This window comes from Mycolicibacter heraklionensis, from assembly GCF_001021505.1.
In the GTDB taxonomy this organism is placed as follows: domain Bacteria; phylum Actinomycetota; class Actinomycetes; order Mycobacteriales; family Mycobacteriaceae; genus Mycobacterium; species Mycobacterium heraklionense.
On record NZ_LDPO01000010.1, the window covers coordinates 18,541 to 40,913 of the forward strand.

General features: G+C 66.6%; 24 protein-coding genes. 12 read left to right on the plus strand and 12 right to left on the minus strand.

Annotated features, from left to right (window positions below; all coding sequences use genetic code 11):
• Nucleotides 1-5: 5 nt before the first annotated feature.
• Nucleotides 6-896, minus strand: a complete 891-nt coding sequence (locus ABW16_RS13055; RefSeq protein ID WP_047319614.1) for a cyclopropane mycolic acid synthase family methyltransferase — start codon at nucleotides 894-896, stop codon at nucleotides 6-8.
• A 41-nt stretch (nucleotides 897-937) separates the two neighbouring features.
• Complete coding sequence (locus tag ABW16_RS13060) at nucleotides 938-1,801, minus strand: cyclopropane mycolic acid synthase family methyltransferase (RefSeq protein WP_047319615.1); 864 nt, start codon at nucleotides 1,799-1,801, stop codon at nucleotides 938-940.
• A gap of 338 nt (nucleotides 1,802-2,139) precedes the next feature.
• Between ABW16_RS13060 and lpdA the strand changes: the two genes are divergently transcribed.
• Entirely contained in the window at nucleotides 2,140-3,534 is a 1,395-nt protein-coding gene (lpdA, locus tag ABW16_RS13065) for a dihydrolipoyl dehydrogenase (RefSeq protein ID WP_047319616.1), read from the plus strand.
• Between the two features lie 31 nt (nucleotides 3,535-3,565).
• Here the strand turns inward: lpdA and ABW16_RS13070 are convergent, their stop codons facing one another.
• The 5 genes from ABW16_RS13070 to ramB form a co-directional block, all read right to left on the minus strand.
• The gene (locus ABW16_RS13070) at nucleotides 3,566-4,450 is read right to left on the minus strand and encodes a cyclopropane mycolic acid synthase family methyltransferase (RefSeq protein WP_047319617.1); all 885 of its coding nucleotides are present in this window, start codon (nucleotides 4,448-4,450) and stop codon (nucleotides 3,566-3,568) included.
• Nucleotides 4,451-4,506: 56 nt separating this feature from the next.
• Nucleotides 4,507-5,439 carry a cyclopropane mycolic acid synthase family methyltransferase gene (locus ABW16_RS13075; RefSeq protein ID WP_047319618.1) on the minus strand — a complete coding sequence of 311 codons (933 nt, stop codon included), beginning with the start codon at nucleotides 5,437-5,439 and terminating at the stop codon, nucleotides 4,507-4,509.
• 143 nt (nucleotides 5,440-5,582) lie between these two features.
• A complete protein-coding gene (locus tag ABW16_RS13080) occupies nucleotides 5,583-7,040 on the minus strand; it encodes a DUF92 domain-containing protein (RefSeq protein ID WP_047319619.1) in 1,458 nt (485 codons plus the stop codon).
• A gap of 6 nt (nucleotides 7,041-7,046) precedes the next feature.
• Entirely contained in the window at nucleotides 7,047-7,586 is a 540-nt protein-coding gene (locus ABW16_RS13085; RefSeq protein WP_047319620.1) for a carboxymuconolactone decarboxylase family protein, read from the minus strand.
• Nucleotides 7,583-9,010: an acetate metabolism transcriptional regulator RamB gene (gene ramB, locus ABW16_RS13090; RefSeq protein WP_047319621.1), complete on the minus strand. Its 1,428-nt coding sequence runs from the start codon at nucleotides 9,008-9,010 to the stop codon at nucleotides 7,583-7,585. The genes ABW16_RS13085 and ramB overlap by 4 nt, the downstream gene beginning before the upstream one ends.
• 85 nt (nucleotides 9,011-9,095) lie before the next feature.
• Between ramB and ABW16_RS13095 the strand changes: the two genes are divergently transcribed.
• The 3 genes from ABW16_RS13095 to ABW16_RS13105 all read left to right on the plus strand — a co-directional run bounded on the left by ABW16_RS13095 (nucleotide 9,096) and on the right by ABW16_RS13105 (nucleotide 12,575).
• On the plus strand, nucleotides 9,096-9,911 hold the full coding sequence (locus tag ABW16_RS13095; RefSeq protein ID WP_047319622.1) for an acyl-[acyl-carrier-protein] thioesterase: 816 nt from the start codon (nucleotides 9,096-9,098) through the stop codon (nucleotides 9,909-9,911).
• Nucleotides 9,912-10,210: 299 nt separating this feature from the next.
• Nucleotides 10,211-11,497 (plus strand): isocitrate lyase, encoded by a 1,287-nt coding sequence (gene aceA / locus ABW16_RS13100; RefSeq protein WP_047319623.1) that lies wholly within the window; start codon nucleotides 10,211-10,213, stop codon nucleotides 11,495-11,497.
• 223 nt (nucleotides 11,498-11,720) lie between these two features.
• On the plus strand, nucleotides 11,721-12,575 hold the full coding sequence (locus tag ABW16_RS13105) for a 3-hydroxybutyryl-CoA dehydrogenase (protein ID WP_200900658.1): 855 nt from the start codon (nucleotides 11,721-11,723) through the stop codon (nucleotides 12,573-12,575).
• Here the strand turns inward: ABW16_RS13105 and ABW16_RS13110 are convergent.
• Both ABW16_RS13110 and ABW16_RS13115 read right to left on the minus strand, forming a co-directional pair.
• Nucleotides 12,572-13,015 (minus strand): hypothetical protein, encoded by a 444-nt coding sequence (locus tag ABW16_RS13110; protein ID WP_047319625.1) that lies wholly within the window; start codon nucleotides 13,013-13,015, stop codon nucleotides 12,572-12,574. The two genes, ABW16_RS13105 and ABW16_RS13110, sit on opposite strands and share 4 nt — an antisense overlap.
• Before the next feature lie 145 nt (nucleotides 13,016-13,160).
• Nucleotides 13,161-13,883: a TetR/AcrR family transcriptional regulator gene (locus ABW16_RS13115; RefSeq protein WP_047319626.1), complete on the minus strand. Its 723-nt coding sequence runs from the start codon at nucleotides 13,881-13,883 to the stop codon at nucleotides 13,161-13,163.
• A gap of 203 nt (nucleotides 13,884-14,086) precedes the next feature.
• Here ABW16_RS13115 and ABW16_RS13120 point away from each other — a divergent pair, with 203 nt between their 5' ends.
• From ABW16_RS13120 to ABW16_RS13155, 8 genes are all read left to right on the plus strand, one after another.
• Nucleotides 14,087-15,439, plus strand: coding sequence for a DUF445 domain-containing protein (locus tag ABW16_RS13120; RefSeq protein ID WP_233424766.1), 1,353 nt, complete (start codon nucleotides 14,087-14,089; stop codon nucleotides 15,437-15,439).
• An 87-nt stretch (nucleotides 15,440-15,526) separates the two neighbouring features.
• Complete coding sequence (locus ABW16_RS13125) at nucleotides 15,527-15,919, plus strand: helix-turn-helix domain-containing protein (protein WP_047319627.1); 393 nt, start codon at nucleotides 15,527-15,529, stop codon at nucleotides 15,917-15,919.
• Between the two features lie 61 nt (nucleotides 15,920-15,980).
• Nucleotides 15,981-16,595 carry a hypothetical protein gene (locus ABW16_RS13130; protein WP_047319628.1) on the plus strand — a complete coding sequence of 205 codons (615 nt, stop codon included), beginning with the start codon at nucleotides 15,981-15,983 and terminating at the stop codon, nucleotides 16,593-16,595.
• 61 nt (nucleotides 16,596-16,656) lie between these two features.
• Nucleotides 16,657-16,920 carry a DUF2516 family protein gene (locus ABW16_RS13135; RefSeq protein WP_200900660.1) on the plus strand — a complete coding sequence of 88 codons (264 nt, stop codon included), beginning with the start codon at nucleotides 16,657-16,659 and terminating at the stop codon, nucleotides 16,918-16,920.
• A gap of 4 nt (nucleotides 16,921-16,924) precedes the next feature.
• Nucleotides 16,925-17,332: a DUF2599 domain-containing protein gene (locus tag ABW16_RS13140; protein WP_052956895.1), complete on the plus strand. Its 408-nt coding sequence runs from the start codon at nucleotides 16,925-16,927 to the stop codon at nucleotides 17,330-17,332.
• Nucleotides 17,332-18,024 carry a deoxyribose-phosphate aldolase gene (gene deoC, locus ABW16_RS13145; protein ID WP_047319630.1) on the plus strand — a complete coding sequence of 231 codons (693 nt, stop codon included), beginning with the start codon at nucleotides 17,332-17,334 and terminating at the stop codon, nucleotides 18,022-18,024. The genes ABW16_RS13140 and deoC overlap by 1 nt, the downstream gene beginning before the upstream one ends.
• 51 nt (nucleotides 18,025-18,075) lie before the next feature.
• Nucleotides 18,076-19,239, plus strand: coding sequence for a DUF4226 domain-containing protein (locus tag ABW16_RS23895; RefSeq protein ID WP_052956896.1), 1,164 nt, complete (start codon nucleotides 18,076-18,078; stop codon nucleotides 19,237-19,239).
• Nucleotides 19,236-19,745 (plus strand): hypothetical protein, encoded by a 510-nt coding sequence (locus ABW16_RS13155; RefSeq protein ID WP_047319631.1) that lies wholly within the window; start codon nucleotides 19,236-19,238, stop codon nucleotides 19,743-19,745. Before ABW16_RS23895 ends, ABW16_RS13155 begins: the two co-directional genes overlap by 4 nt.
• A gap of 4 nt (nucleotides 19,746-19,749) precedes the next feature.
• Here the strand turns inward: ABW16_RS13155 and ABW16_RS13160 are convergent, their stop codons facing one another.
• From ABW16_RS13160 to ABW16_RS13170, 3 genes are all read right to left on the minus strand, one after another.
• The gene (locus tag ABW16_RS13160; protein ID WP_052956897.1) at nucleotides 19,750-20,514 is read right to left on the minus strand and encodes an LmeA family phospholipid-binding protein; all 765 of its coding nucleotides are present in this window, start codon (nucleotides 20,512-20,514) and stop codon (nucleotides 19,750-19,752) included.
• Nucleotides 20,515-20,523: 9 nt separating this feature from the next.
• A complete protein-coding gene (locus tag ABW16_RS13165) occupies nucleotides 20,524-21,432 on the minus strand; it encodes an LmeA family phospholipid-binding protein (RefSeq protein ID WP_047319632.1) in 909 nt (302 codons plus the stop codon).
• Nucleotides 21,433-21,554: 122 nt separating this feature from the next.
• Nucleotides 21,555-22,373: a carbon-nitrogen hydrolase family protein gene (locus tag ABW16_RS13170; protein WP_047319633.1), complete on the minus strand. Its 819-nt coding sequence runs from the start codon at nucleotides 22,371-22,373 to the stop codon at nucleotides 21,555-21,557.

Genomic DNA, 22,373 nt, shown 5'->3' on the forward strand with positions numbered 1-22,373 from the left:
CGTGGCTATGCCCTCGGCTTGAGGTATGTCACGAGGCTGACGTCGAGCATCTCGTCGGCGAAGTAGTGTTCGCACCCGCGCAGGTACTTCATGTAGCGCTGGTAGACCTCTTCGGAGGTGAGCTGGACGGCGATGTCCTTGTTGGCTTCCAGTGCGTCGCCCCAGATCTTCAGTGTCTTGATGTAGTGCGGTCGCAGCGAGAGTGCTTCGGGCACAATGAAACCGGCCTTCTCGCCGCGCTGCACCATCATGTCGGTGGACGGCAGCCGGCCACCCGGGAAGATCTCGGTGACCATGAACTTGATGAACCGTGCCGTCTCGAAACTCAGCTTCTTGCCACGAGCATTGAGGTCATAGGGGTGGTAGCTGACGCTGCTCTGGATCGTCATCCGCCCGTCATCGGGCAGGATCTTGAAGCAGTTGTTGAAGAAGTCGTCGTAACGCTCAAAGCCGAAGTGCTCGAACGCCTCGATCGACACGATCCGGTCCACCGGCTCGTCGAATTCCTCCCACCCGTGCAACAGGACCCGCCGTGAGCGGTTGGTGTCCAGCTGGTCGAGGAGTTGCCGGGTATAGGCGAGTTGGTTCTTCGACAGCGTCAACCCGATGACGTTGACGTCATATTTCTCGACCGCGCGTTTCATGGTGGCGCCCCAGCCGCAGCCGATGTCCAGCACCGTCATGCCCGGCCGCAGCTTCAGCTTGTCCAGGTTGAGATCGATCTTGGCGATCTGAGCCTCGCCGAGCGTGAGTTCGGGAGGTTCGAAATAGGCGCAGCTGTACGTGCGGCTGGCATCCTGGAACAGGCCGAAGAAGTCGTCGGAGAGATCGTAATGTGCCTGGATGTCCTCGAAATGGGGGCGCATAGGTCTATTGCGAACCGATTCCTCAACCATGGGCCGGGTTTCCTTTCGAAATTCCGCGAACGTGCCGGGCCCTATTTCTGGCAGGTGAACTGGCAGACGTCGGTGTTGCCATTTCGAAACAGTTCGGCGCAGCCGGTGAGGTATTTCATGTAGCGCTCGTAGACCTCCGCGGACTGGATTGCGATCGCCTCGTCCCGGTGGGCCGCCAATGCCGCCGCCCAGCTGTCCAAAGTGCGCGCGTAGTGCAGTCGCAGTGGCTGAGTCCGGGTGATGCGGAAGCCGGCGCCGGTCGCGTGCTGCCTCACCTGCGCCACCTGTGGCAGCCGGCCCCCCGGGAAGATCTCCTCCATGATGAACTTCACGAACCGCAGCAACCGCATCGTCAACTTCAGCCCGCGGTCCTGGAACTCCTCGTTGCTGGCCGCCACGATCGTGTGCAGCAGCATCACCCCATCGGCCGGCAGTGCGCGGTAGGCGAACTCGAAGAAGTCGTCGTAGCGGTCATACCCGAAGTGCTCGAAGGCCCCGATCGACACGATCCTGTCGACCGGCTCGTCGAACTCTTCCCAGCCCTGCAGCAGCACGCGCCCGCTGCGCGGGCTGTCCATCGCGTCGAAAGCCGCCGCTACGTGGACGGCCTGGTTCTTGCTCAGGGTCAGCCCGATCACGTTGACGTCGTAACGCTGCATGGCCCGGCGCATGGTGGCTCCCCAACCGCAGCCGACATCCAGCAGTGTCATCCCGGGCTGCAGTCCGAGCTTGCCCAGCGCAAGATCGATTTTTGCGAGCTGAGCTTCCTCCAGGCTCATGTCGTCGCGCTCGAAATACGCGCAACTGTAGGTCTGCGTCGGATCCAGAAACAGCCGATAGAATTCATCGGACAGGTCGTAATGCGACTGCACATCCTCGAAATGCGGTCTCAGCGAACTCGTCATGAAAGTGTTCCCCCTCAAATTGTTCACGCGGTCGGTCAGATAAGTGACCGCGATTTCCCCCCGTGCTCGGCGGCGCCGAGCTATCTGTGGTGCATGCCAACCCCACAGCAGGTGTTCGGCGCCGATACCGGGTTAGACGAACCCGGTTGCGGTGAAGCCCGGCGGCGGGATACCCCTATGCCGCGGCCGGGAAACAGCGGGCCGGTGGGAGCAGCAACGTCCCTGCCCAGCGCGCGCGGACGGCGGCGCGCCCTCGGTCGGCCGCCGGCTCCCCGCCGGAGGCGACGGATGGCTGCGGGCCCGGGCGGCGGGCAGCCACTTCCCGCTAGGGTGAGTCCGTGACCCACTATGACGTCGTCGTTCTTGGAGCCGGCCCCGGCGGATATGTCGCGGCCATTCGTGCCGCCCAACTGGGCCTGAACACCGCCATCGTCGAGCCCAAGTACTGGGGCGGCGTCTGCCTCAACGTCGGCTGCATTCCGTCCAAAGCGCTGCTGCGCAACGCGGAGCTCGCCCACATCTTCACCAAGGAAGCCAAAACCTTCGGGATAACCGGCGAAGCCACGTTCGACTACGGGGCGGCCTTCGACCGCAGCCGCAAGGTCGCCGAGGGCCGGGTGGCCGGGGTGCACTTCTTGATGAAGAAGAACAAGATCACCGAGATCCATGGCTACGGCACATTCACCGACCCCAACACGCTGTCGGTGGCTCTCAACGACGGTGGTACCGAGACGGTTACGTTCACCAACGCGATCATCGCCACCGGGTCGAGCACCCGCTTGGTGCCGGGCACCTCGTTGTCGGACAACGTCGTCACCTATGAGCAGCTGATCCTGAGCCGGGAGCTGCCGACCTCGATCATCATCGCCGGCGCCGGGGCCATCGGCATGGAGTTCTCCTACGTGCTCGCCAACTACGGCGTGGACGTCACCGTCGTGGAGTTCCTGCCGCGGGCGCTGCCCAATGAGGACGCCGAGGTGTCCAAGGAGATCGAGAAGCAGTTCAAGAAGCTGGGCGTCAAGGTCCGCACCGGAACCAAGGTCGAGAGCATCACCGATGACGGGTCCACGGTGTCGGTGGTGGTCAGCAAGGACGGCCAGACCGAAACGCTGCAGGCCGATAAGGTGTTGCAGGCCATCGGGTTTGCCCCCAATGTCGACGGCTACGGCCTGGAGGCGGCCGGTGTCGCGCTGACCGAGCGCCGCGCCATCGGCGTCGGGGAGTACATGCAGACCTCGACGCCGCACATCTACGCCATCGGGGATGTCACCGGGCTGCTGCAGCTGGCGCACGTCGCCGAGGCGCAGGGCGTGGTGGCCGCCGAGACCATCGGCGGGGCCGAGACCATGGCGCTGGGCGACTACCGGATGATGCCGCGGGCCACCTTCTGTCAGCCGCAGGTGGCCAGCTTCGGACTCACCGAGGAGCAGGCCAGGGCCGAGGGTTACGACGTGAAGGTGGTCAAGTTCCCATTCACCGCGAACGGCAAGGCGCACGGCGTGGGCGACCCGAGCGGCTTCGTGAAGCTGATCGCCGACGCTCGCTACGGTGAGCTGATCGGCGGTCATCTGATCGGCCACGACGTCTCGGAGTTGCTGCCCGAACTGACCCTGGCGCAGAAGTGGGACCTGACCGCGAACGAGTTGGCCCGCAACGTGCACACGCACCCGACCATGTCGGAGGCACTGCAGGAATGCTTCCACGGGCTGACCGGACACATGATCAACTTCTGATTCCGTCGGCTGCGCGCTCCCGGCGCGGCCGTCAGCCCTTGACGAGAGTGAACTGGGCGACATAGCTGACCTTGCGTTGAAAGAAATCGGCGCAGCCCAGTAGGTACTTCACGTACCGTTCGTAGACCTCCGGGGAGGTCACTGCGATCGCCTGCTCGCGGGCCGCTTGCAGCCGGGTCGCCCAGGTGTCCAGAGTCCGGGCGTAATGCGGGGTGAGGTCCTGGCGGTCGGCGATGGAAAACCCTGCGGCGCCTGCGTATTCGACGACATCCTCGTCGCACGGCACCGAGCCGCCGGGAAAGATCTCCTTCGCGATGAAGCGCATGAACCGCAGGTCCGTCATCGTGATCGGGATGCCCATTTCCGGCCAGCGCTTGAGCGGGTGGCCCATGATGGTCTGCAGAACCATGCGCCCGTCGTCGGGCATCAGGCGGTGGCACAACTCGAAAAACGTGGCATACCGCTCTTTGGGGAAGGCTTCGAACGCCTCGATGCTGACGATGCGGTCGACCGGCCGGTCGAATTCCTCCCAGCCGCGCAACAGAATCTGGCGTGAGCGCTCGCTGTCGACGTCGTCGAGCAGTCGCTGGCCGAGGCTGCACTGGTTTCTGCTCAACGTCAGCCCCACGACGTTGACGTCGTAGGTTTCGACCGCCCGCTGCATCGCAGATCCCCATCCGCAGCCGATGTCGAGCAACGTCATCCCCGGTGCGAGATCCAATTTGGACAGCGCGAGATCGATCTTGGCGATCTGCGCCTCCTGGAGCGACATGTCCTCGCGCTCGAAGTAGGCGCAGCTATATGTCCGGGTCGGATCCTGGAACAAGCCGAAAAAGTCGTTCGAGATGTCGTAGTGGGCCTGCACATCCTCATACGCCACCGCCATCTTCGGTGCACCGCGCGTGGTCTCGGCCATCTGCCCGACCTCCTACTCGCCCCGGCGCGGCTGCCGGCGGGCTCGGGCAAACCCGGTCATGCGGGCGCCTTTTCGCAGGTGAACTGGACGACGTCGGTATAGCCGGTGTCGAACAGTTCGGCACAGCCGGTCAAGTACTTGTAAAACCGCTCGTAGACGTCGTCAGACGTGATGGCGACGGCCTCGTCCTTGTTGACCTCGAGGTTGGCCGCCCAGGTGTTCAGGGTGCGAACGTAGTGCGGTTGCAGGTGCTGCTCGCGGGTCACGGTGTAGCCGGCCTTGGCCGCGTGCTCGGTTACCTGCGCGGCCAACGGAAGGCGCCCGCCGGGGTAGATCTCGTCCATGATGAATTTGATGAACCGCACCCGAGACATCGTCAGCGGCAGCTTCTTGGCCCTGATCTCCTCGTCGCTGGGAATGACGATGCTGTGGAGCAACATCACCCCGTCGTCCGGCATCCAACTGAAGGTCTTCTTGAAGTAGTCGTCGTACTTGTTGAAGCCGAAATGCTCGAAGGCGCCGATCGACACGATCCTGTCGACCTGCCCGTCGAACTCCTCCCAGGGCTGTAGCCGCACTTCCATCCGGCGCGTGCTGGTGGAGTTCGCGAAGACGTTGTCCTCGATGTGCTGTTTCTGGTTCTCCGAGAGGGTCAGACCGATGACGTTGACGTCGTAGTGCTCGGCGGCCCGCCGAATCGTGGAGCCCCACCCGCAGCCGATGTCGAGCAACGTCATCCCCGGCTCGAGGCCCAGCTTGCCGAGCGACAGGTCGACCTTGGCCAGCTGCGCCTCTTGCAGTGTCATGTCAGGGCGCTCGAAATACGCGCAGCTATAGGTCTGCGACGGGTCCTGCCACAACTTGAAGAAGTCGTTGGAGATGTCGTAGTGGAACTGCACTTCGCCTTTGTCTGATCCGCGAGTCTGTGCTGCGGACTGCGACAGCCACTGGGACTTGGCTTTGGGTTCTGCGCCCGTGGGATGTGCCACCGTTGGTCCTCTCGGGAGAGACCTGTGTCAGAGAACGACGTGCTGGTGGCTCAACACTGGGGCCGAGACTACGCCCACCAAGGTAGGCCCAAGGTAGGAGCGCACTGTGAGTTTTGGGCATGGAGCACCGCCCGTTCGCCGGATCAGGCTCCGAGCAGGCAGAAAACTCCGAAACCCACCGCCATGCCGGTCACGTTCGCGAAGGCGTTGACCACGTCGTTGCCCACCCACCGCCAGCCGGTGGATGCCCGTGTCGGCGCGCCGCAGTGCAGCGCGTCCTCCACGGTGGAACCGCACGTCGCGCAGACGAAGCGGGCCTGCACGGTGGCGCCGATCAGGGTGTCGACCAGGGAACCGGCGACGCCGGCCGCCAGGCCCACCGGCAGCATGACGACCCCGCCGAACAGGGCGCCGAATGCGCCGACCGCCAACGCCCCCAGCACCGTCGCGCCCGAACCCAGCGGGGACACCGCCCCGGAGGTGCCCTTGGGCACCCGCGCCCGGGTGCGCAGCGACAGCGGGTCCCGGGAGGAGAAGCGGCCGATCTCCGAGGCCCACGAGTCGGCGATGCCCGCCGCGATCCCACCGATCGACACGGCGTACCAGAGCGGGTCACGGGTGAACGCATAGCCGATCACCGGAATCAGCACGGGAAGGCCGGCGTTCACCGCGACCTGGCTCATGGTGCGCATGCCCCCGGTCCGGGCGGGGCGGCGATATGCGGTGAGCAGGCTGGTCAGCGAGAAGAACAGCGCGGCCGGAATGATCCATGCCCACCCGCCGAGGCCGACGGCCACCCCGGCGATCAGGCCGCCGGACAGCGCTCCGGGCAGATCCAGCCACCGCATGCGGAGCATGAACGGCACTATGGCGCAGCCGAATACCACCGCGGCCAGCCACCGCAGCGCGTCGTCGGTCGACAGGTCCCGCGCCACGTGCAGCAGTAGCGCGACCCACGGCGTAATCAGCAGGTTATCCGCCGCCGGCAGCACCAGGAGTTCCACGGCGGCCGTGGTCATCGCGACGAACAGCGAAACCGACACCGCCATAAACGTATTCAGTTCAAGACCGACCCGGCAGAACACCCACGACACCGCGAACGCGATGACCACGAAGGCCACCGACCCCTCCAGTGAGCGCACCCCGCCACCGGCTTCGACCCGGTGCCGGCCGTAGCGGTCCCCGATCAGCGCCGCACCGGCGTCGGCCAGCCCCAGCACCACGACGCCCGCTGCGATGGCGACCCGATCGGGCCAGAACGCCAGCACCGCGACCAACGCGCCGGCGGCGAAGCCCACCAGTCCGTAGTCACGGGACCGGGTGCCGTCGAAGACACCGGGCACCGGAATCAGACCGCGCTCCACGATCACCGTCAAGCCCACCGTCGCGGCGGCCAGCACGCCGGCCACCACCGCTCCGTGCGAGAGCTGGAAGGCCGCCAGGGCGGCGAACAGCCCGCACAGCGCGTGGGGGATCTTGCGGGTGACCAAGGGACTGGCCCCCCGCCGTGCCAGTGCGCGCCCGACCACGATCAGCACCGCCGCGATCAGCAGGACCCCGCCCCCGGCGACGGCCAGGTCGTGGCTGACGGTAGCGGTCACGCAGGACTACTCATCGAAGTCCAGCGGAACCCGCAGCGCGCTCAAGGTGGCGGCCAGTGCGTCGTATTGGCTGGTCAGCATGACGAATTCGATGAGCCGGGGGCGGTCCAGATGTGCGGCCAGCTGTGCCCAGGTGTCATCGGAGAGCGTGCGGGTGCCCACCAGTTCGTCGACGCCGGTCAGCAACACCCGCTGCCGGTCGGTGAGCCCGTCCGCGCTGGGGCCTTCGAAGATCCGCGCCTGGGTGGCGTCGTCGAGACCCACCGCCCGGGCCATCCGGCGATGGTGCTGCAGTTCGTACTGGCTGTCGCGCAGATGCCCCACCCGCAGGATCACCAACTCGGTGTCGCGGTTCGAGAGCTTGCCGCCCCGCATGAGCACCCCGCCGAACGGCAGCCAGGACCACATCAATCGCCGGTGCTGGCCGAGGGTGGTGAACAGGTGCGCCCGGGGTACGTGCTGGCGCAGGGCGACGACTTTGCACACCAGCCAGTTCGTGACACCGAGGTCGCGCAGGCCGGGGGAATCGGGGATACGAACAGTCACCGCTGTTGCTTTACCAGATACGGCGAGACAGTGCTGCGATGTTCGTTGAGATCCAGGTCACGGCCCAACGCGGGGAAGGCCCGCTGCGGGCAGTTGTCGTGGTCGCAGACTCGGCAGCCCACCCCGATCGGCGTGGCCGGGACGTCGTGGCCGGCCGCCAGATCCAGGCCTTCGGAGTAGACCAGCCGGTGGGCGTGTCGCAGTTCGCAACCGAGCCCGATCGCAAACGTCTTGTCCGGCTGGCCCCAGCGCGAGGCGCGGCGTTCCACGGTGCGCGCCACCCACATGTACTTGCGGCCGTCGGGCATCTCGGCGATCTGCACCAGGATCTTCCCCGGGTTGCCGAATGTCTCGTAGACGTTCCACAGCGGGCAGGTACCGCCACTGGAGGAGAAATGAAAGCCGGTGGCTGACTGCCGCTTTGACATGTTGCCGGCCCGATCGACCCGGACGAAGGAGAACGGCACGCCCCGCATCGAGGGCCGCTGCAGGGTGGACAGCCGGTGGGCGATGGTCTCGTAGCTGACTCGGTAGAAAGCCGACAGCCGTTCGATGTCGTAGCGGAAGGTCTCGGCACTGTCGTGGAACTGGCCGTAGGGCAACACGATGGCCGCCGCGAAATAGTTGGCCAACCCGAGCCGGGCCAGCGTGCGGGAGTCCTTCGAGGTGAACTTGCCCTCTTCGACCATGGTCGAGATCTGGTCATCGAATTCCAGGTAGGCCAGTTCGGCGGCCATCTTGAACACTCGCTGTCCCCAGGACAGGTGGTTGGAGATGTCCAGGGTCCGGGTTGCGGCGTCGTAGCGGTGTAGCACCGTCTCGCCCAGATCAATGCGGCGGTTGATGTGCACGCCATGTACCTCGGTGAGTCGGTTGGCCAGCTCGACGGCCAATTCGCCCTGGTGCCTGCGCATCCGGGTGGCCAGTTCTTCGGCGGCGGTGTCGAGTTCGTGCAGGTAGTTCTGGCGTTGATAGAAGTAGTCCCGGACCTCCTCGTGCGGCATGGTGATCGCGCCGGTGCCGCTGCCGTCGGAGAAGCGCTCCTCGGTGGCCGCGGCGAGTTGGGCCGTGGTGATGCGGTAGCGGCGGTGCAGGTTGACCATCGCGCGGGCCAATTTGGGGTGCGCACTGACCAATTCGGCCACCTCGGCCAGGTCGACATCCATGTCGAGGTCGCGGTCCATGGCGACCTCACGCAACTCGGCGACCAGTCGGGTGTCGTCCTGGGAGGCGAAGAAGCTGGCGTCCACCCCGAAGACTTCGGCGATACGCAGCAGCACCGCCACGGTCAACGGCCGAACGTCGTGCTCGATCTGGTTGAGATAGCTCGGTGAGATCTCCAGCATCTGCGCCAGTGCAGCCTGGCTGAACCCGCGCTCGCTGCGCAGCTGGCGCACCCGGGAGCCGACGTACGTCTTGGCCACCCACCCGACCCTACCTGCTGCGAAGGCGGCATTCGCATAGTTGGCATGGCATGATCCGCTCAAGAAAAGACCACCGGGAGCATCGATGCAGCAGACCCACGAGCCGACCGGCCTGGCCAAGGTTTTGATGCCGGTGCCTGATCCGCATCCCGACGTGTTCGACCGGCAGTGGCCACTGCGGGTCGCCGACATCGACCGCCTGGGCCGCCTGCGGATGGACGCGGCCGCCCGCCACATCCAGGACATCGGCCAGGATCAGTTGCGGGAGGGCGGTTATCAGGAGACGCACCCGCTGTGGATCGTCCGGCGCACCATGATGGACCTGATTCGTCCGATCGAGTTTCAGGACATGCTGCGGATGCGGCGTTGGTGTTCGGGCACCTCCAACCGCTGGTGTGAGATGCGGGTCCGCATCGATGGCCGCAAGGGCGGGCTGATCGAGTCCGAGGCGTTCTGGATCAATATTAACCGCGAGACGCAGGGACCGGCGCGGATCTCCGAGGGCTTCCTGGACCGGCTCAAGCGCACCACCACCGTCGACCGGCTGCGCTGGAAGGCCTACCTGAAGGCCGGTGGCCGGGAGGACGCCGCGGAGATCCACGAGTACCCGCTGCGGTTCACCGACATCGACCTGTTCGATCACATGAACAACTCGGTGTACTGGAGCGTGGTCGAGGACTACCTGTCGAGTTACCCCGAGCTGCTCGAGGCACCGCTGCGGGTCGCGCTGGAACACGACGCGCCGGTCGCGCTGGGCGACAAACTAGAGATCGTCTCCCACGTCCACCCGGCCGGATCGACCGATGAGTTCGGGCCCGACTTGGCCGATCGCACTGTTAGAACGCTCACATACCTGGTGGGCGAAGAGGTCAAAGCCCTCGCCGCGATCTTCCCGCTGTAACACGTTCTAGTCAGTACGAGCGTACTGCTGAAACGTGCGCTGACCTGTGTGGATATGTTACCGGCCGGTAGCTTTTCGGCTGATTTCACGACGGATTTTCTCCGTAGTTCTTCGCAAACTTCGCAATTTGTTGCCGATACATGGCTGAAGTTGGCAACGGAAACGGCTGGACCTGGGCAGATGTGCTGTGTCAAGGTCGCATTAACACACCAGTGAATCGATCGGGGCGTTAGCAAAGCCGGGAAGCATTTCTCGGGTCCGGCGGCCCCGACGATCGAAAACGCAAAGGAGCGGATCCTATGTCGACCGTTGGCACGCCGAAGAGCCCCGAGCAGATCCAGCACGACTGGGACCACAACCCGCGTTGGAAGGGCGTCACCCGCACCTACACCGCCGAGGACGTCGTCGCACTGCAGGGCCACGTCGTCGAGGAGCACACCCTGGCCCGTCGCGGCGCCGAGGTGCTCTGGGAGCAGCTGCACGACCTGGACTACATCAACGCCCTCGGTGCGCTGACCGGCAACATGGCCGTCCAGCAGGTCCGGGCCGGCCTGAAGGCCATCTACCTGTCCGGGTGGCAGGTCGCCGGTGACGCCAACCTGTCCGGGCACACCTACCCCGACCAGAGCCTGTACCCGGCCAACTCGGTGCCCCAGGTGGTGCGCCGGATCAACAACGCGCTGCTGCGTGCCGACGAGATCGCCAAGGTCGAGGGTGACACCTCGGTGGACAACTGGCTGGCCCCGATCGTGGCCGACGGTGAGGCTGGCTTCGGTGGCGCGCTCAACGTCTACGAGCTTCAGAAGGCGATGATCGCCGCCGGTGTCGCGGGTTCGCACTGGGAGGACCAGCTGGCCTCGGAGAAGAAGTGTGGCCACCTGGGCGGCAAGGTGCTGATCCCCACCCAGCAGCACATCCGCACCCTGACCTCGGCCCGCCTGGCCGCTGACGTCGCCGACGTGCCGACCGTGGTGATCGCCCGGACCGACGCCGAGGCCGCGACCCTGATCACCTCCGACGTCGACGAGCGCGACCAGCCGTTCATCACCGGAGACCGCACCGCGGAGGGCTTCTACCGGGTGAAGAACGGCCTGGAGCCGTGCATCGCCCGGGCCAAGGCCTACGCCCCGTACGCCGACCTGATCTGGATGGAGACCGGTACTCCGGACCTGGAGCTGGCCCGCAAGTTCGCCGAGGGCGTCAAGGCCGAGTTCCCGGACCAGATGCTGGCCTACAACTGCTCGCCGTCGTTCAACTGGAAGCAGCACCTGGACGACGCGACCATCGCGAAGTTCCAGAACGAGCTGGGCGCCATGGGCTTCAAGTTCCAGTTCATCACCCTGGCCGGCTTCCACGCGCTGAACTACTCGATGTTCGATCTGGCCCACGGCTACGCCCGCAAGCAGATGAGCGCCTACGTCGAGCTGCAGGAGCGCGAGTTCGCCGCCGAGGAGCGGGGCTACACCGCGACCAAGCACCAGCGCGAGGTGGGTGCCGGGTACTTCGACCGGATCGCCACCACCGTCGACCCGACGTCGTCGACCACGGCGCTGGCGGGCTCGACCGAAGAGGGCCAGTTTCACTAGGTCGCTGACCTTGCCGCGAGCGTGCGCAGTTGTACGCCCTGACACGGCGTGTTGACGTACAGACACGCGCGCTCGCGCAAGGGGGGACCGCAAGGGGGACCGCAAGGGGGAAGAGGTTTCCCGCGGTGGAAGTCGGATTGCACCGCGGGGGAGTTGACAGCGCAGGCCCCGCCCAGCCAGCCTGGGCGGGGCCTGTTGCTGGGCGTTGACGGAAAGGGAGACCGTGTCGATCCAACGAGTAGGTGTCATCGGAGCCGGGCAGATGGGCGCCGGAATCGCCGAGGTGTCGGCGCGGGCCGGCGTCGAGGTGAAGGTCTTCGAGACCACCGAGGCACTGGTCACCGCGGGCCGTAACCGGATCGTCAAGTCGCTGGAGCGCGGTGTGAGCGCCGGCAAGATCACCGAACGCGAGCGCGACGACGCCGTCGGCAACCTGACCTTCACCACCGACCTCGGCGAGCTGGCCGACCGTCAGCTGGTCATCGAGGCCGTCATCGAAGACGACACCGTCAAGTCGAAGATCTTCGCCGAGCTGGACCGAGTGATCACCGACCCGGACGCCGTGCTCGCGTCGAACACCTCGTCCATCCCGATCATGAAGATCGCCGCCGCCACGGCGAACCCGCAGCGGGTGCTGGGCCTGCACTTCTTCAACCCGGTTCCGGTGCTGCCGCTGGTGGAGCTGGTCAGCACCCTGGTCACCGACCCGAGCGCCGCCGACCGCACCGAGGAGTTCGCCAGCGCGGTGCTGGGCAAGCAGGTGGTGCGCTGCTCGGACCGGTCCGGCTTCGTGGTGAATGCCCTGCTGGTGCCCTACCTGCTGTCGGCGGTCCGGATGCTCGAGTCCGGGTTCGCCACCGTCGAGGACATCGACAAGGCGATCGTCGCCGGGCTGTCGCACCCGATGGGCCCGCTGCGGCTGTCCGACCTGGTCGGCCTGGACACCCTGAAGCTGATCGCGGACAAGATGTACGAGGAGTTCAAGGAGCCGCTCTACGCCGCGCCGCCGCTGTTGCTGCGCATGGTCGAGGCCGGCCAGCTGGGCAAGAAGTCCGGCCGGGGTTTCTACACCTACTAGTGCGTCGGCGTCACGCCGAACGCGGCCCAGCAGGGCTTGCCCTCCATGGGGGAGTCGAACGGCGTTGCCGTCCGGGTCAAACCCTCCGGCGGTATGAGGGTGGGAACCCCGTTGAAGATGACGCATCTCGTGTTGGTGATGAGGTCCTGCGGTGGGCGGTCACCGGCCGGGTTGTTCTGACCGTTCTGGCCGGCGGCGCGGGCGGCCTGGTCGGCGGCGCTCTGGGCCTCGCCGACGACACGGTTGGCGATACCGGCGCCGCACGCCTGCGGGTCCTGTGGTTGACCCTGGTCGCCGCCCGCGCAGGCGTCCTGTCCCTGCCCGGGCGGCTGTTCCGGGTCGTCCGCGCTGGCCAGTGGCGGACAGCTCAAGAATGCTCCGGCGGCGATCAGTGCCGACAAGATCGTCTTGGCGGTCAGTCGGTAGCCCGTTGTGGCCATGGTGAGGCACCTGCCTTCCCTCGATAGGACTTCGCGTCACAACTGGTCGGTTCTGACGACCCGCTTGCGACGGTAGGAGATTGCGCCGCCAAGAGATACAGGGATTTCCCTGGTAATTGGCAGTGCCTGACGGGGCGAGGCCGGGTCAGCGGGCAGACTGCGCGCTGGCCGCCCGCCGCCACGGCAGTATCGGTGACGGGTGCGGGCCGGCGTTGAACTTCTCCAGCGATCCGCCCACCTCGACGATTCCGCACAGCGCATTCCAGGTCATCATCGTCAGGTAGTCGATCAGGTCGTCGGCGCTCATCCGCGGGTCCAGCAGCCACGAGTGGGTGGCCAGCTGCACTCCGCCGACGGTCATGTACGACCACGGCTCGACCCCGCGGGTGTCCATCCCGACCACGCTCATTCGGCGGCGGAGCATCACCGCGAGCATCCGGGCGATGATGCGCTCGGAGTCGGCGATCACCTTGCTCTTGCTGGCCGAGCTGTTGGCCATCACGAACCGGTACGGCTCGGGTTCGTTGGCCACGGTCTGCACATACACCCGGATGATCTCGCGGACCAGGTCGAACCCGTCCAGGTTCGCCGACAACGCCGACGCCATATTCGGGATCAGTGTGCTCTGCGCGAAGCGCATCATCACCGCGGTGGTGAGGTCGTTCTTGTCGACGAAATACCGGTACAGGACCGTTTTGGACACGCCGATCTCCGCGGCGATCTCGTCCATGCTCACGTAGCGGCCGCGGCGCCGGATCGCCTCGATCGTCCCGTCGATGAGGTCATTGCGGCGGTCGACCTTGTGCTGGTGCCAACGCCGTTTGCGACCGTCGGTCTTGGCGGTGCCGGCCTGGAGCTGCTCTGCCACTATCGCGCGTTCCCATTCACTAGACGCAATAGATAATACGGGCTGGTCCAGCAAACTTTGTGGTCCGGTAACAGTTACCGGTGGTTTAGCGAGGCTCGCCGGAGGCGAGGCGAAGCTGGAACCGCCGCATATACCCGGTGGTTTAGCGAGGCTCGCCGGAGGCGAGGCGAAGCTGGAAACGCCGCATATACCCGGCCGCGCAGATGGCGGATGATGGTGGGGTGGTGCATCCAGAGAACCAGTCGAATTGGCCCGGTGCCGCGCAAACCGTGCAGTCGTTGGCGGAGTCGTTCGCAGACGCCGATCCGGCCGCGGATGCCGTGCGGTTGCGGGATCTGCGCCGCATGAAAGTGGTGGCGCTGAGTTTCCTGCTCGGCGCCACGGTGGTCTTCCTGCTGTGCCGGTGGGCGCAGGCGGACGGCGCGGCTGCGACGTGGGTGGGCTACGTCGGCGCCGCCGCGGAGGCCGGCATGGTCGGCGCGCTGGCCGACTGGTTCGCGGTCACCGCACTGTTCAAGCATCCGCTGGGGATCCCCATCCCGCACACCGCGATCATCAAGCGCAAGAAGGACCAGCTCGGGGAGGGCCTGGGCACCTTCGTGCGGGAGAACTTCCTGTCGCCACCGGTGATCGAGACCAAGCTGCGCGATGCGCAGATCGCCAGCCGGGTGGGTAAATGGTTGTCGGAGCCCGTGCATGCCGAGCGGGTGGCCGCCGAGACCGCGACCGTGTTGCGGGTGCTCGTCGAACTGTTGCGAGACGAGGAGATCGCCTACGTCATCGACCGGATGATCGTGCGTCGTATCGCCGAACCCCAGTGGGGACCGCCGGTCGGCCGGATGCTCGGCACCCTGCTCGCCGAGCGTCGGCAAGAGGCGTTGCTGCAGCTGCTGGCCGACCGGGCATTCCAGTGGTCGCTCAATGCCGGTGAAGTCATCCAGCGGGTGGTGGAGCGGGACTCGCCGACCTGGTCGCCGCGGTTCGTCGACCACTTGGTGGGCGACCGGATTCACCGCGAGCTGATGGACTTCACCGACAAGGTGCGTCGCAATCCCGACCATGAACTGCGCCGCAACGCGACTCGCTTCCTGTTCGAGTTCGCCAACGATCTGCAGTTCGACCCGGCGACCATCGCGAAAGCGGACTCGGTCAAGGACCAGGTGATGGCGCGCGACGAGGTCGCCAAGGCGGCGGCGACGGCGTGGGCGACGCTCAAGCGGTTCGTGCTCGAAGGCGTCGATGATCCGTCCGGAGCCCTGCGGACCCGCATCGCCGCCGCGGCAGTGCAGATCGGCGAGTCGCTGCGTGACGACGTCGAACTCCGAGACAAGGTGGACAACTGGATCGTGCGGGCCGCGCAACACCTGGTTGCCCAGTACGGGGTGGAGATCACCGCGATCATCACCGAGACCATCGAGCGCTGGGATGCCGCCGAGGCGAGCCGGCGCATCGAGCTGCACGTCGGGCGTGACTTGCAGTTCATCCGGATCAACGGCACCGTGGTCGGCTCGCTGGCCGGCCTGGCGATCTACGCCATAGCCCAACTTATGTTCTGACCTGCGCTAGCAAGTGCTTGCAAAAGTTAGCACTAGCCAGTATCGTGGCACGTGTCAGCAGTCGCCAGTCCACGAAAGGGGTCAGCGGTGTCGCAGGACGACAAGCTCGCCGCAGTGGTCTCCACGGCAGCGGCAGATATCGGTAGCTTCATCCGGGCCCAGCGCGAAGCCGCGCAGGTGTCCATGCGCCAGCTGGCCGACAAGGCCGGCGTCAGCAATCCGTATCTGAGCCAGATCGAACGTGGACTGCGCAAGCCTTCTGCTGATGTCCTCAACCAGATCGCTAAGGCCCTAAGGGTTTCCGCCGAGGTGCTCTACGTCCGGGCGGGAATCTTGGAGCCGAGCGAGAAGAGCGAGGTCCGTGACGCGGTCATTGCCGATGCGGCGATCACGGAACGGCAAAAGCAGGTTCTGCTCGACATCTACACCTCCTTCGTCCAGCAGAACGAAGCCGACGGTGAGGAGACGCCACCTGACTGATCCTCTTTCGTTCTCCTGACCGAATCACCTACGCACGATTTCAACCCGAAAGGAACCCGACATGGCTGAGAACCCGACCATCGAAGAACTGAAGGCCCCGCTGCTCGCCGCGATCGGCGCCGCTGACCTGGCCCTGGCTACCGTGACCGACCTGGTCTCCAACCTGCGCGAGCGCGCCGGTGAGGCCCGCGAGGACGCCAGCACCCGGGTCGAGGAGAGCCGCGCTCGCCTGACCAAGCTGCAGGAGGAGCTGCCCGAGCAGTTCGCCGAGCTGCGGGAGCGCTTCACCGCCGAGGAGCTGCGCAAGGCCGCCGAGGGCTACGCGGAGGCTGCCAGCGAGCGGTACAACGACCTGGTGGCGCGCGGTGAGGCCGCCCTGGTCCGGCTGCGCAGCCAGTCCGGTCTGGATGACGCGTCCGCGCAGGTGGAGGGCTACGTCGACCAGGCCGTCGAGCTGACCCAGGAAGTGCTGGGCAACGTCGCGTCGCAGACCCGTGAGGTCGGCGAGCGTGCCGCCAAGCTGGTCGGCATCGAGCTGCCCAAGAAGGACGAGCCCGCGCCGGCCCCCGCCAAGAAGGCTCCGGCCGCCAAGAAGGCCCCGGCCGCCAAGAAGGCTCCGGCGAAGAAGGCTGCTCCGGCCAAGAAGGCTCCGGCCAAGAAGGTCACCCAGAAGTAGTCGCAGTTCGACGCCCGGGACGGTGCCCGCCTAGGCTTGCAGCGTGATCGCTGCGAACCTGGTGGGTACCGTCCTTTTCGTTTTGCAGATCGCCGTTTTCGCGACGTCGGTGTACGCCTTCGTCCACGCGGCGATGCAACGTTCCGATGCCTACACCGCCGCCGACAAGCTCACCAAGCCGGTCTGGCTGGTGATCCTGGGGGTGTGCGGGCTGCTGGCACTGGTGCTGCAGGTGATGGGAATGGCGATCGCGGCCTGCGCGGCGGGGGTTTACCTGGTGGATGTACGGCCCCGGCTCCTTGAGGTCCAGGGGAAGTCCCACTAGCGCCATGCTGCGTTCGTTCGTCCTTGCGGCCTTGGGTGCCGCGGCCACCGTGTTGGGCGCGGCGCCGGCCACCGCCGACACCGGATTGGCCGGCTACGTCGACCACACCGAGTGGGTCAGCTACGACGGCCGGTTGAGTCTGCGGGTGTACCCGACCCCGTCCGCGCGGGCGGCGGCCCTTCGGCTCGACGCCGGCGCTGTGGGTGACCAAGCCTGGCGAGAGGTGCTGGCCAGCGCTCCCGACGCCGATACCCCCGGCATGCGCGACCAGTTCCTCTGCCACTGGAGCTATGCCGAGTTCGCCCGGCCCGGCAAGACCAGCTGGAATCTGGAGCCGTGGCGGCCCGTCGTCGACGGCGTGACCATGCTCGAGTCCGGCTGCAACCCGGGCGCCGCCGAGGAGGCATTCTGATGTCGCTGACGACCGGGCGCCGGTGGCGCCGTCACCAGGTGGCGCGCATGGTCGACCACACGCTGCTCAAACCCGAAGCGACCGCGGCCCAGGTCGCGGCCGTGGTCGCCGAGGCGGCCGGACTCGGCGTCGCCGCGGTCTGTGTGTCGCCGTCGATGGTGGCCACAGCGGCTGGGGCCAACCCCTCCGGTGTCCCGATCGCCGCGGTCGTGGGATTCCCGTCCGGCAAGCATCTGTCGGTGGTCAAAGCCCAGGAGGCGGCACTGGCCGGCGCCGACGGGGCGGCTGAGATCGACATGGTTATCGACGTCGGTGCGGCGGTGGCAGGGGATTTTGCCGCGGTGGGCGCCGACATCGCGACCGTGCGCGCCGCGGTGCCCCAGGCGGTGCTCAAGGTGATCGTCGAATCCGCCGCGCTGCTGGAGTTCGCCGGTGACGCCGCCCTGGTCGCTGCCTGCCGGGCCGCCGAAGATGCCGGGGCGGATTTCGTGAAGACCTCCACCGGATTTCATCCGTCCGGCGGGGCGAGCGTGCACGCGGTGTCGCTGATGGCCGAGACGGTCGGTGGCCGGCTAGGGGTCAAAGCCAGCGGTGGTATCCGCAGTGCGGACGATGCGTTGGCGATGATCGAGGCCGGGGCGACCCGGCTGGGGCTGTCCGGCACGCGGGCGGTGCTCGACGGACTGGGGTAGCGCGGCTGGGTGACTACCCAAGCCGGCGGACCGCCGATAGCCTTTGCGGCTATGCCCGATGTGCGTGGTGCATTCGCCGACGCCGCGCGTGCGCGCGAGCAGGATCTGGCGCAGCGCCTGGCGACGGCCGTCGAGGTGGACCGGGCATTCGCCGAGACGCTGCGTGGGGCCTGCCGAAAGACGGTGTGGGGACGCCGGCGCCTTGACGCCATTGAGGTCGAGATCAGCGACGTGGTGGCCCGGCAAGACGTACTCGGCCTCGACACCCCCGCGGGCGCTCGGCAGTTCCAGGCCTTCCTCGCCGCCAAGGCCAGGGATATCCACCTGGTGGTGGACGAGGTCTGGACCGACAGCAAGAGCAGGGCGGGGATGCTGCAGTCGCTGCGGTACCCGATGCGCGACGGCGCGCCCCTGTCGCCGCCCCCGATCGACACTCTCGGCGGCGAACACCGGTGGACCGACCAAGACCTCTACCCTCACGACCCGACTGCCGCGGACGTGAAACAGGACAGCGTCGGGGACTGCTATCTGGATGCCACCATGGGCGCCATCGCCAATGCCAACCCGCAGTGGATCAAAGATCGCATTCATTTCGACGGCGACACCGGGAATTTCACTGTCACCCTCTGGAATGGCCACGAGTGGAAGCACATCGACGTCACCCAGGCCGACCTCGACGCCGACATCAGACACAACGGCGCGAGTTGGCTCGACAACGGCCGACCCGACGCCGCGCTGTGGCCGGCGGTGTTGGAGTCGGCGTACGCCAAACTCAAATACCCGGGAACGGATCTCGCCGATGCGCTCGGCAACGAAGCGGGAATCGGGCAGGGCGGCTACGCCAAGGATGCGCTGGAGGCGCTTACCGGCAATCGCGGCACCGTCATCAAGCCGGAAAACGTCTGGTTCACGAATCAGCATATCGACCAAGCGATTTCCGGGGCTCTGGCCACTCATCAGCCCGTGACTGTCTCGACGACACCGGAAGGATCGCCGTTGACGCAAAGTCATGTGTATGTGGTCGAAGGCATCAGCGGCACCGGCAGTGACGCCATGGTGACGCTGCGGAACCCGTGGGAAACCAACACCGGCACGCCGATCGATACCCCCGATGCGCTGGTCACCGTTCGGCTCGGCGACCTTATCGGGTCCGGTCTGCCCGGTCCCCTCGGCACCCACCCGATGGCATGCGTCAACATCGGTTCACTCGGATGAAGGCAAGCAAGGCGATGGTGATAAGCGCAGCAGTGGTGATTGGAATCGTCACGGTCGTCGCCGGATATGTCTTCTGGCAGTACCGAAGCGCTGCGCCCCCCGCGCTGGGCGACATTCGGGTGTACGCCGAGAGCGCCGATATTCCCGTCACGTCGGTGCCGGATCACGCCCGCGCTGAGAAGCAGTTGCGTGAGTTCGCCGACGGCATAGCGCCGGGTTACCGGGTCGCTGACGAACGGTTTCTCGCTGCCGGGGTCCCGCTGGTATGGGATGCGTTGCGGCACTTCGTCGGGCCGTGCCTCGCGCCTTCGGGCTACGCGCTGGCGGCGGACGGCTTTTCCACCGACTTCGCCGTCGAATACAGCCTGTACGGACACGGCGGCGGGCTCCGGCGCTGGTTCAACGACGACTTGATTCTGGTCGCGGGCTTCAACCGCGCTCCGGTGTCGAGTGCGGCCGGCACGGACGCCTACCTCTACGGCTACTTCCGGCTCGCCCGGACCTGACGCCTCAGAGCGATTCGAAGCACTGACTCGACGACGACCCCTCGATGGCGGCATTTCGTGTCGAGAACTTCACCACCACACCGGAATCGGTGACTTCCACGCTGTCGAGGTGGATGTTCAGCGGAAGGTCGCCGGTCACCTTTGCGGTGAGTTCGTCGAGGTGACGCTGCACGGTGTCGGTGTCCAGGTCGTGGCCCAGCGCCTCCAGGTCCACCACCTGCAGCGACAGTCCGTTGTTGACCAGCTGCGGCTTGACGGTCGCCTTATTGAGCAGGCCTTTGAGCTCGACGGTGCCGGCGCCGGGATCGGTGGTGACCTTGCCGGTGACGATGCTGCCGATCACCGGGACCACATCCTGGATCGACTGCTTGATCCCGTCGGCCGGCCAGGTGATGGTGCCGTCCAGGGACCCTATGGTGCCCTTCGAGTCTGACGCGCCCGCACCCTTGTTCAGCCGGACGTTGCGGATGTCCAGCTCGAGCCGCATGCCCTTGGCCTGCCGGATCTGGTTGCCCGCGGTCTGGACCGAGATGTGGGAGTACTCGCCGTTGAAGTACTGCGCCAGCACCGGGGGAGTGGTCCCGAAGGACACGGTGGCGCTGTCCTGCGCTTCGCACTTGACGGCCTCGGCAACCAGGCTGTTCGCCCGGTGGCGGGCGTAAAGCTCACCCCCGAGCATCCCGACCAGCGCGATGGCAAGCACCACGGTCAACGCCAGCATGGCCGCCGGCAGGCCGGAAAACCGGTGTGTGGGTCCGGGTGCGCTCATTGTGCAAGGTTACAGATTTGCGAAGCAGGGGTCGTCGGAGCGCGGGATGGAGGCGTTACGGGTGGAGAACCGCGCCACCACACCGGTGTCGGTGACCTGAATGCTGTCGGCGCGCAGGCCGAGCGGATAACGCTTCGTCAACTCCGCGGCGAACCTGTCCAACTCGGGCTGCAGCGATTCACGCGGCAGGGTCAGGGCACCCAGGCCGGTCAGTTTCTGCACCTGCAGGGACAGGCCCCCGTTGACGACTTCGGGCTTGACCACGACGGTGGCCAGACCGAACGCGCCCCGCAGCTCGACGGTGCCGTCGGCCGAATTGGTCTTCAGGTCGGAGACCAGGTTGCCCAGGATCGGCACCATGGTCTGGACGGTCTCCTTGATGCCGGCTGCCGGCCAGGTCAGCGTCGCCTGCAGGGAACCGATCGTGCCCTTTGAGTCGCCGGTGCCGTGCCGATCGACGTCGGAGATGCTCAAGTCGGCCGTCATCTGCTTGGCATCTTTGACCTGGTTGCCCGCGGTGTGGATGGAGATGTTGGTGTAGTTGCCGGTGATGTGCTGCCACAGGAACGGCGGCGTCACCCCGAACGAGGCGCTGGCCTTGTCGTTCACCACGCATTCGGTTGCCTTGGCCACCTTGCTGTCGCCGATACGGCGGGCGATCAGCTCGGCGCCGATCAGCCCGGCCAGCGCCAGCGCGATCACGGTGACCACGATCAGGACCAGGGCCAGCGGGTCACGCAGCACCGAAGCCGGCCGCGACGGGGCAGTCGGGGCTTCGATCACGGTGGTGGGCGCCTCACCGGCCGGCGCGGGAGGCGGGTCCGCGGGCGGCGGCACCGGTGCCTGCGGGGGCACCGGAGGCTGCGCGGGCGCCGCGGGAATCCGGGTGGTGGGCTCCTCGCGACCGCCCGCCGGCATCTGCCGGGTGGGCGAGGCGGACGGCTCCGGTGGGCGAGACGACGCAGCGCCGCCTTGCGGTTCGGGTTGGCCGGCGGGGCGAGCCCAGGGTGACTCGCCGTGGGGAGGTCCGGGCGGATTGCTCACCCGCGCGATTCTGCCCTACCGACCTGAAGGAAGGTCGCGCGATTGCTCAACACGGCCAGCGTCCGGCGGGCGGCGGAGACCGCGTCGAGGTCGATGTCGCAGACCAGTAGCTGCGGCGATGCGCCGGCCGCGGCGACCACCTCGCCCCACGGCGAGGTGACCATGCTGTGGCCCACACCGGTCGGCGCGCCGGAGGAATCCGCCGGACCGCCGGGGTCGGCCTGCCCGACCGCGACGACGTAGCTGGTCGAATCCAGCGCCCGGGCCCGCGCCAGCAGCTCCCACTGCGACAGCTTCCCCGGGCCGGCCCCCCATGAGGCGCAGACCGCGATCAGCTGCGCACCGCGCTCGGCCAGCTCGGTGTACAACGCCGGGAACCGGATGTCATAGCAGGTCGACAACCCGACGCCGACTCCGTCGACATCGATCACCACCGGCTCGAATCCCGGTGCCACCGTGCGCGATTCGGTGAATCCGAAGGCGTCGTACAGGTGGATCTTGTGATAGTGCGTGTCGGTTCCGGGACCGGTCGCCAGCAACGTGTTGGTGACCCGTCCGTCATCGGCCGGGGTGAACATTCCCGCGACGACGGTGATCTGAGCCCTAGCGGCGATCGCCCGAACCTCGGTGGCCCACGGCCCGTCGAGCGGTTCGGCAACCGGACCCAGCGGCACCCCGAACCGGCACATCGCCGCCTCCGGGAACACCACCAGCGACGCCCCCTGATCGGCGGCCCGCTGCGTGTAGTCGGTCACCAGTTGCAGGTTCGCGGCCGGGTCGGTGCCGCTGAGCATCTGCGCACACGCAATCCGCAT

Coding starts and splice junctions, on each gene's coding strand:
- ABW16_RS13160 (WP_052956897.1), bottom strand. CDS start 20,514: ATGAGCGCACCCGGACCCACACACCGGTTTTCCGGCCTGCCGGCGGCC.
- ABW16_RS13120 (WP_233424766.1), top strand. CDS start 14,087: ATGGCGGATGATGGTGGGGTGGTGCATCCAGAGAACCAGTCGAATTGG.
- ABW16_RS13110 (WP_047319625.1), bottom strand. CDS start 13,015: ATGGCCACAACGGGCTACCGACTGACCGCCAAGACGATCTTGTCGGCA.
- deoC (WP_047319630.1), top strand. CDS start 17,332: ATGTCGCTGACGACCGGGCGCCGGTGGCGCCGTCACCAGGTGGCGCGC.
- ABW16_RS13155 (WP_047319631.1), top strand. CDS start 19,236: ATGAAGGCAAGCAAGGCGATGGTGATAAGCGCAGCAGTGGTGATTGGA.
- ABW16_RS13130 (WP_047319628.1), top strand. CDS start 15,981: ATGGCTGAGAACCCGACCATCGAAGAACTGAAGGCCCCGCTGCTCGCC.
- ABW16_RS13165 (WP_047319632.1), bottom strand. CDS start 21,432: ATGCCGGCGGGCGGTCGCGAGGAGCCCACCACCCGGATTCCCGCGGCG.
- ABW16_RS13095 (WP_047319622.1), top strand. CDS start 9,096: ATGCAGCAGACCCACGAGCCGACCGGCCTGGCCAAGGTTTTGATGCCG.
- ABW16_RS23895 (WP_052956896.1), top strand. CDS start 18,076: ATGCCCGATGTGCGTGGTGCATTCGCCGACGCCGCGCGTGCGCGCGAG.
- aceA (WP_047319623.1), top strand. CDS start 10,211: ATGTCGACCGTTGGCACGCCGAAGAGCCCCGAGCAGATCCAGCACGAC.
- ABW16_RS13060 (WP_047319615.1), bottom strand. CDS start 1,801: ATGACGAGTTCGCTGAGACCGCATTTCGAGGATGTGCAGTCGCATTAC.
- ABW16_RS13070 (WP_047319617.1), bottom strand. CDS start 4,450: ATGGCCGAGACCACGCGCGGTGCACCGAAGATGGCGGTGGCGTATGAG.
- ABW16_RS13055 (WP_047319614.1), bottom strand. CDS start 896: ATGGTTGAGGAATCGGTTCGCAATAGACCTATGCGCCCCCATTTCGAG.
- ABW16_RS13170 (WP_047319633.1), bottom strand. CDS start 22,373: ATGCGGATTGCGTGTGCGCAGATGCTCAGCGGCACCGACCCGGCCGCG.
- ABW16_RS13140 (WP_052956895.1), top strand. CDS start 16,925: ATGCTGCGTTCGTTCGTCCTTGCGGCCTTGGGTGCCGCGGCCACCGTG.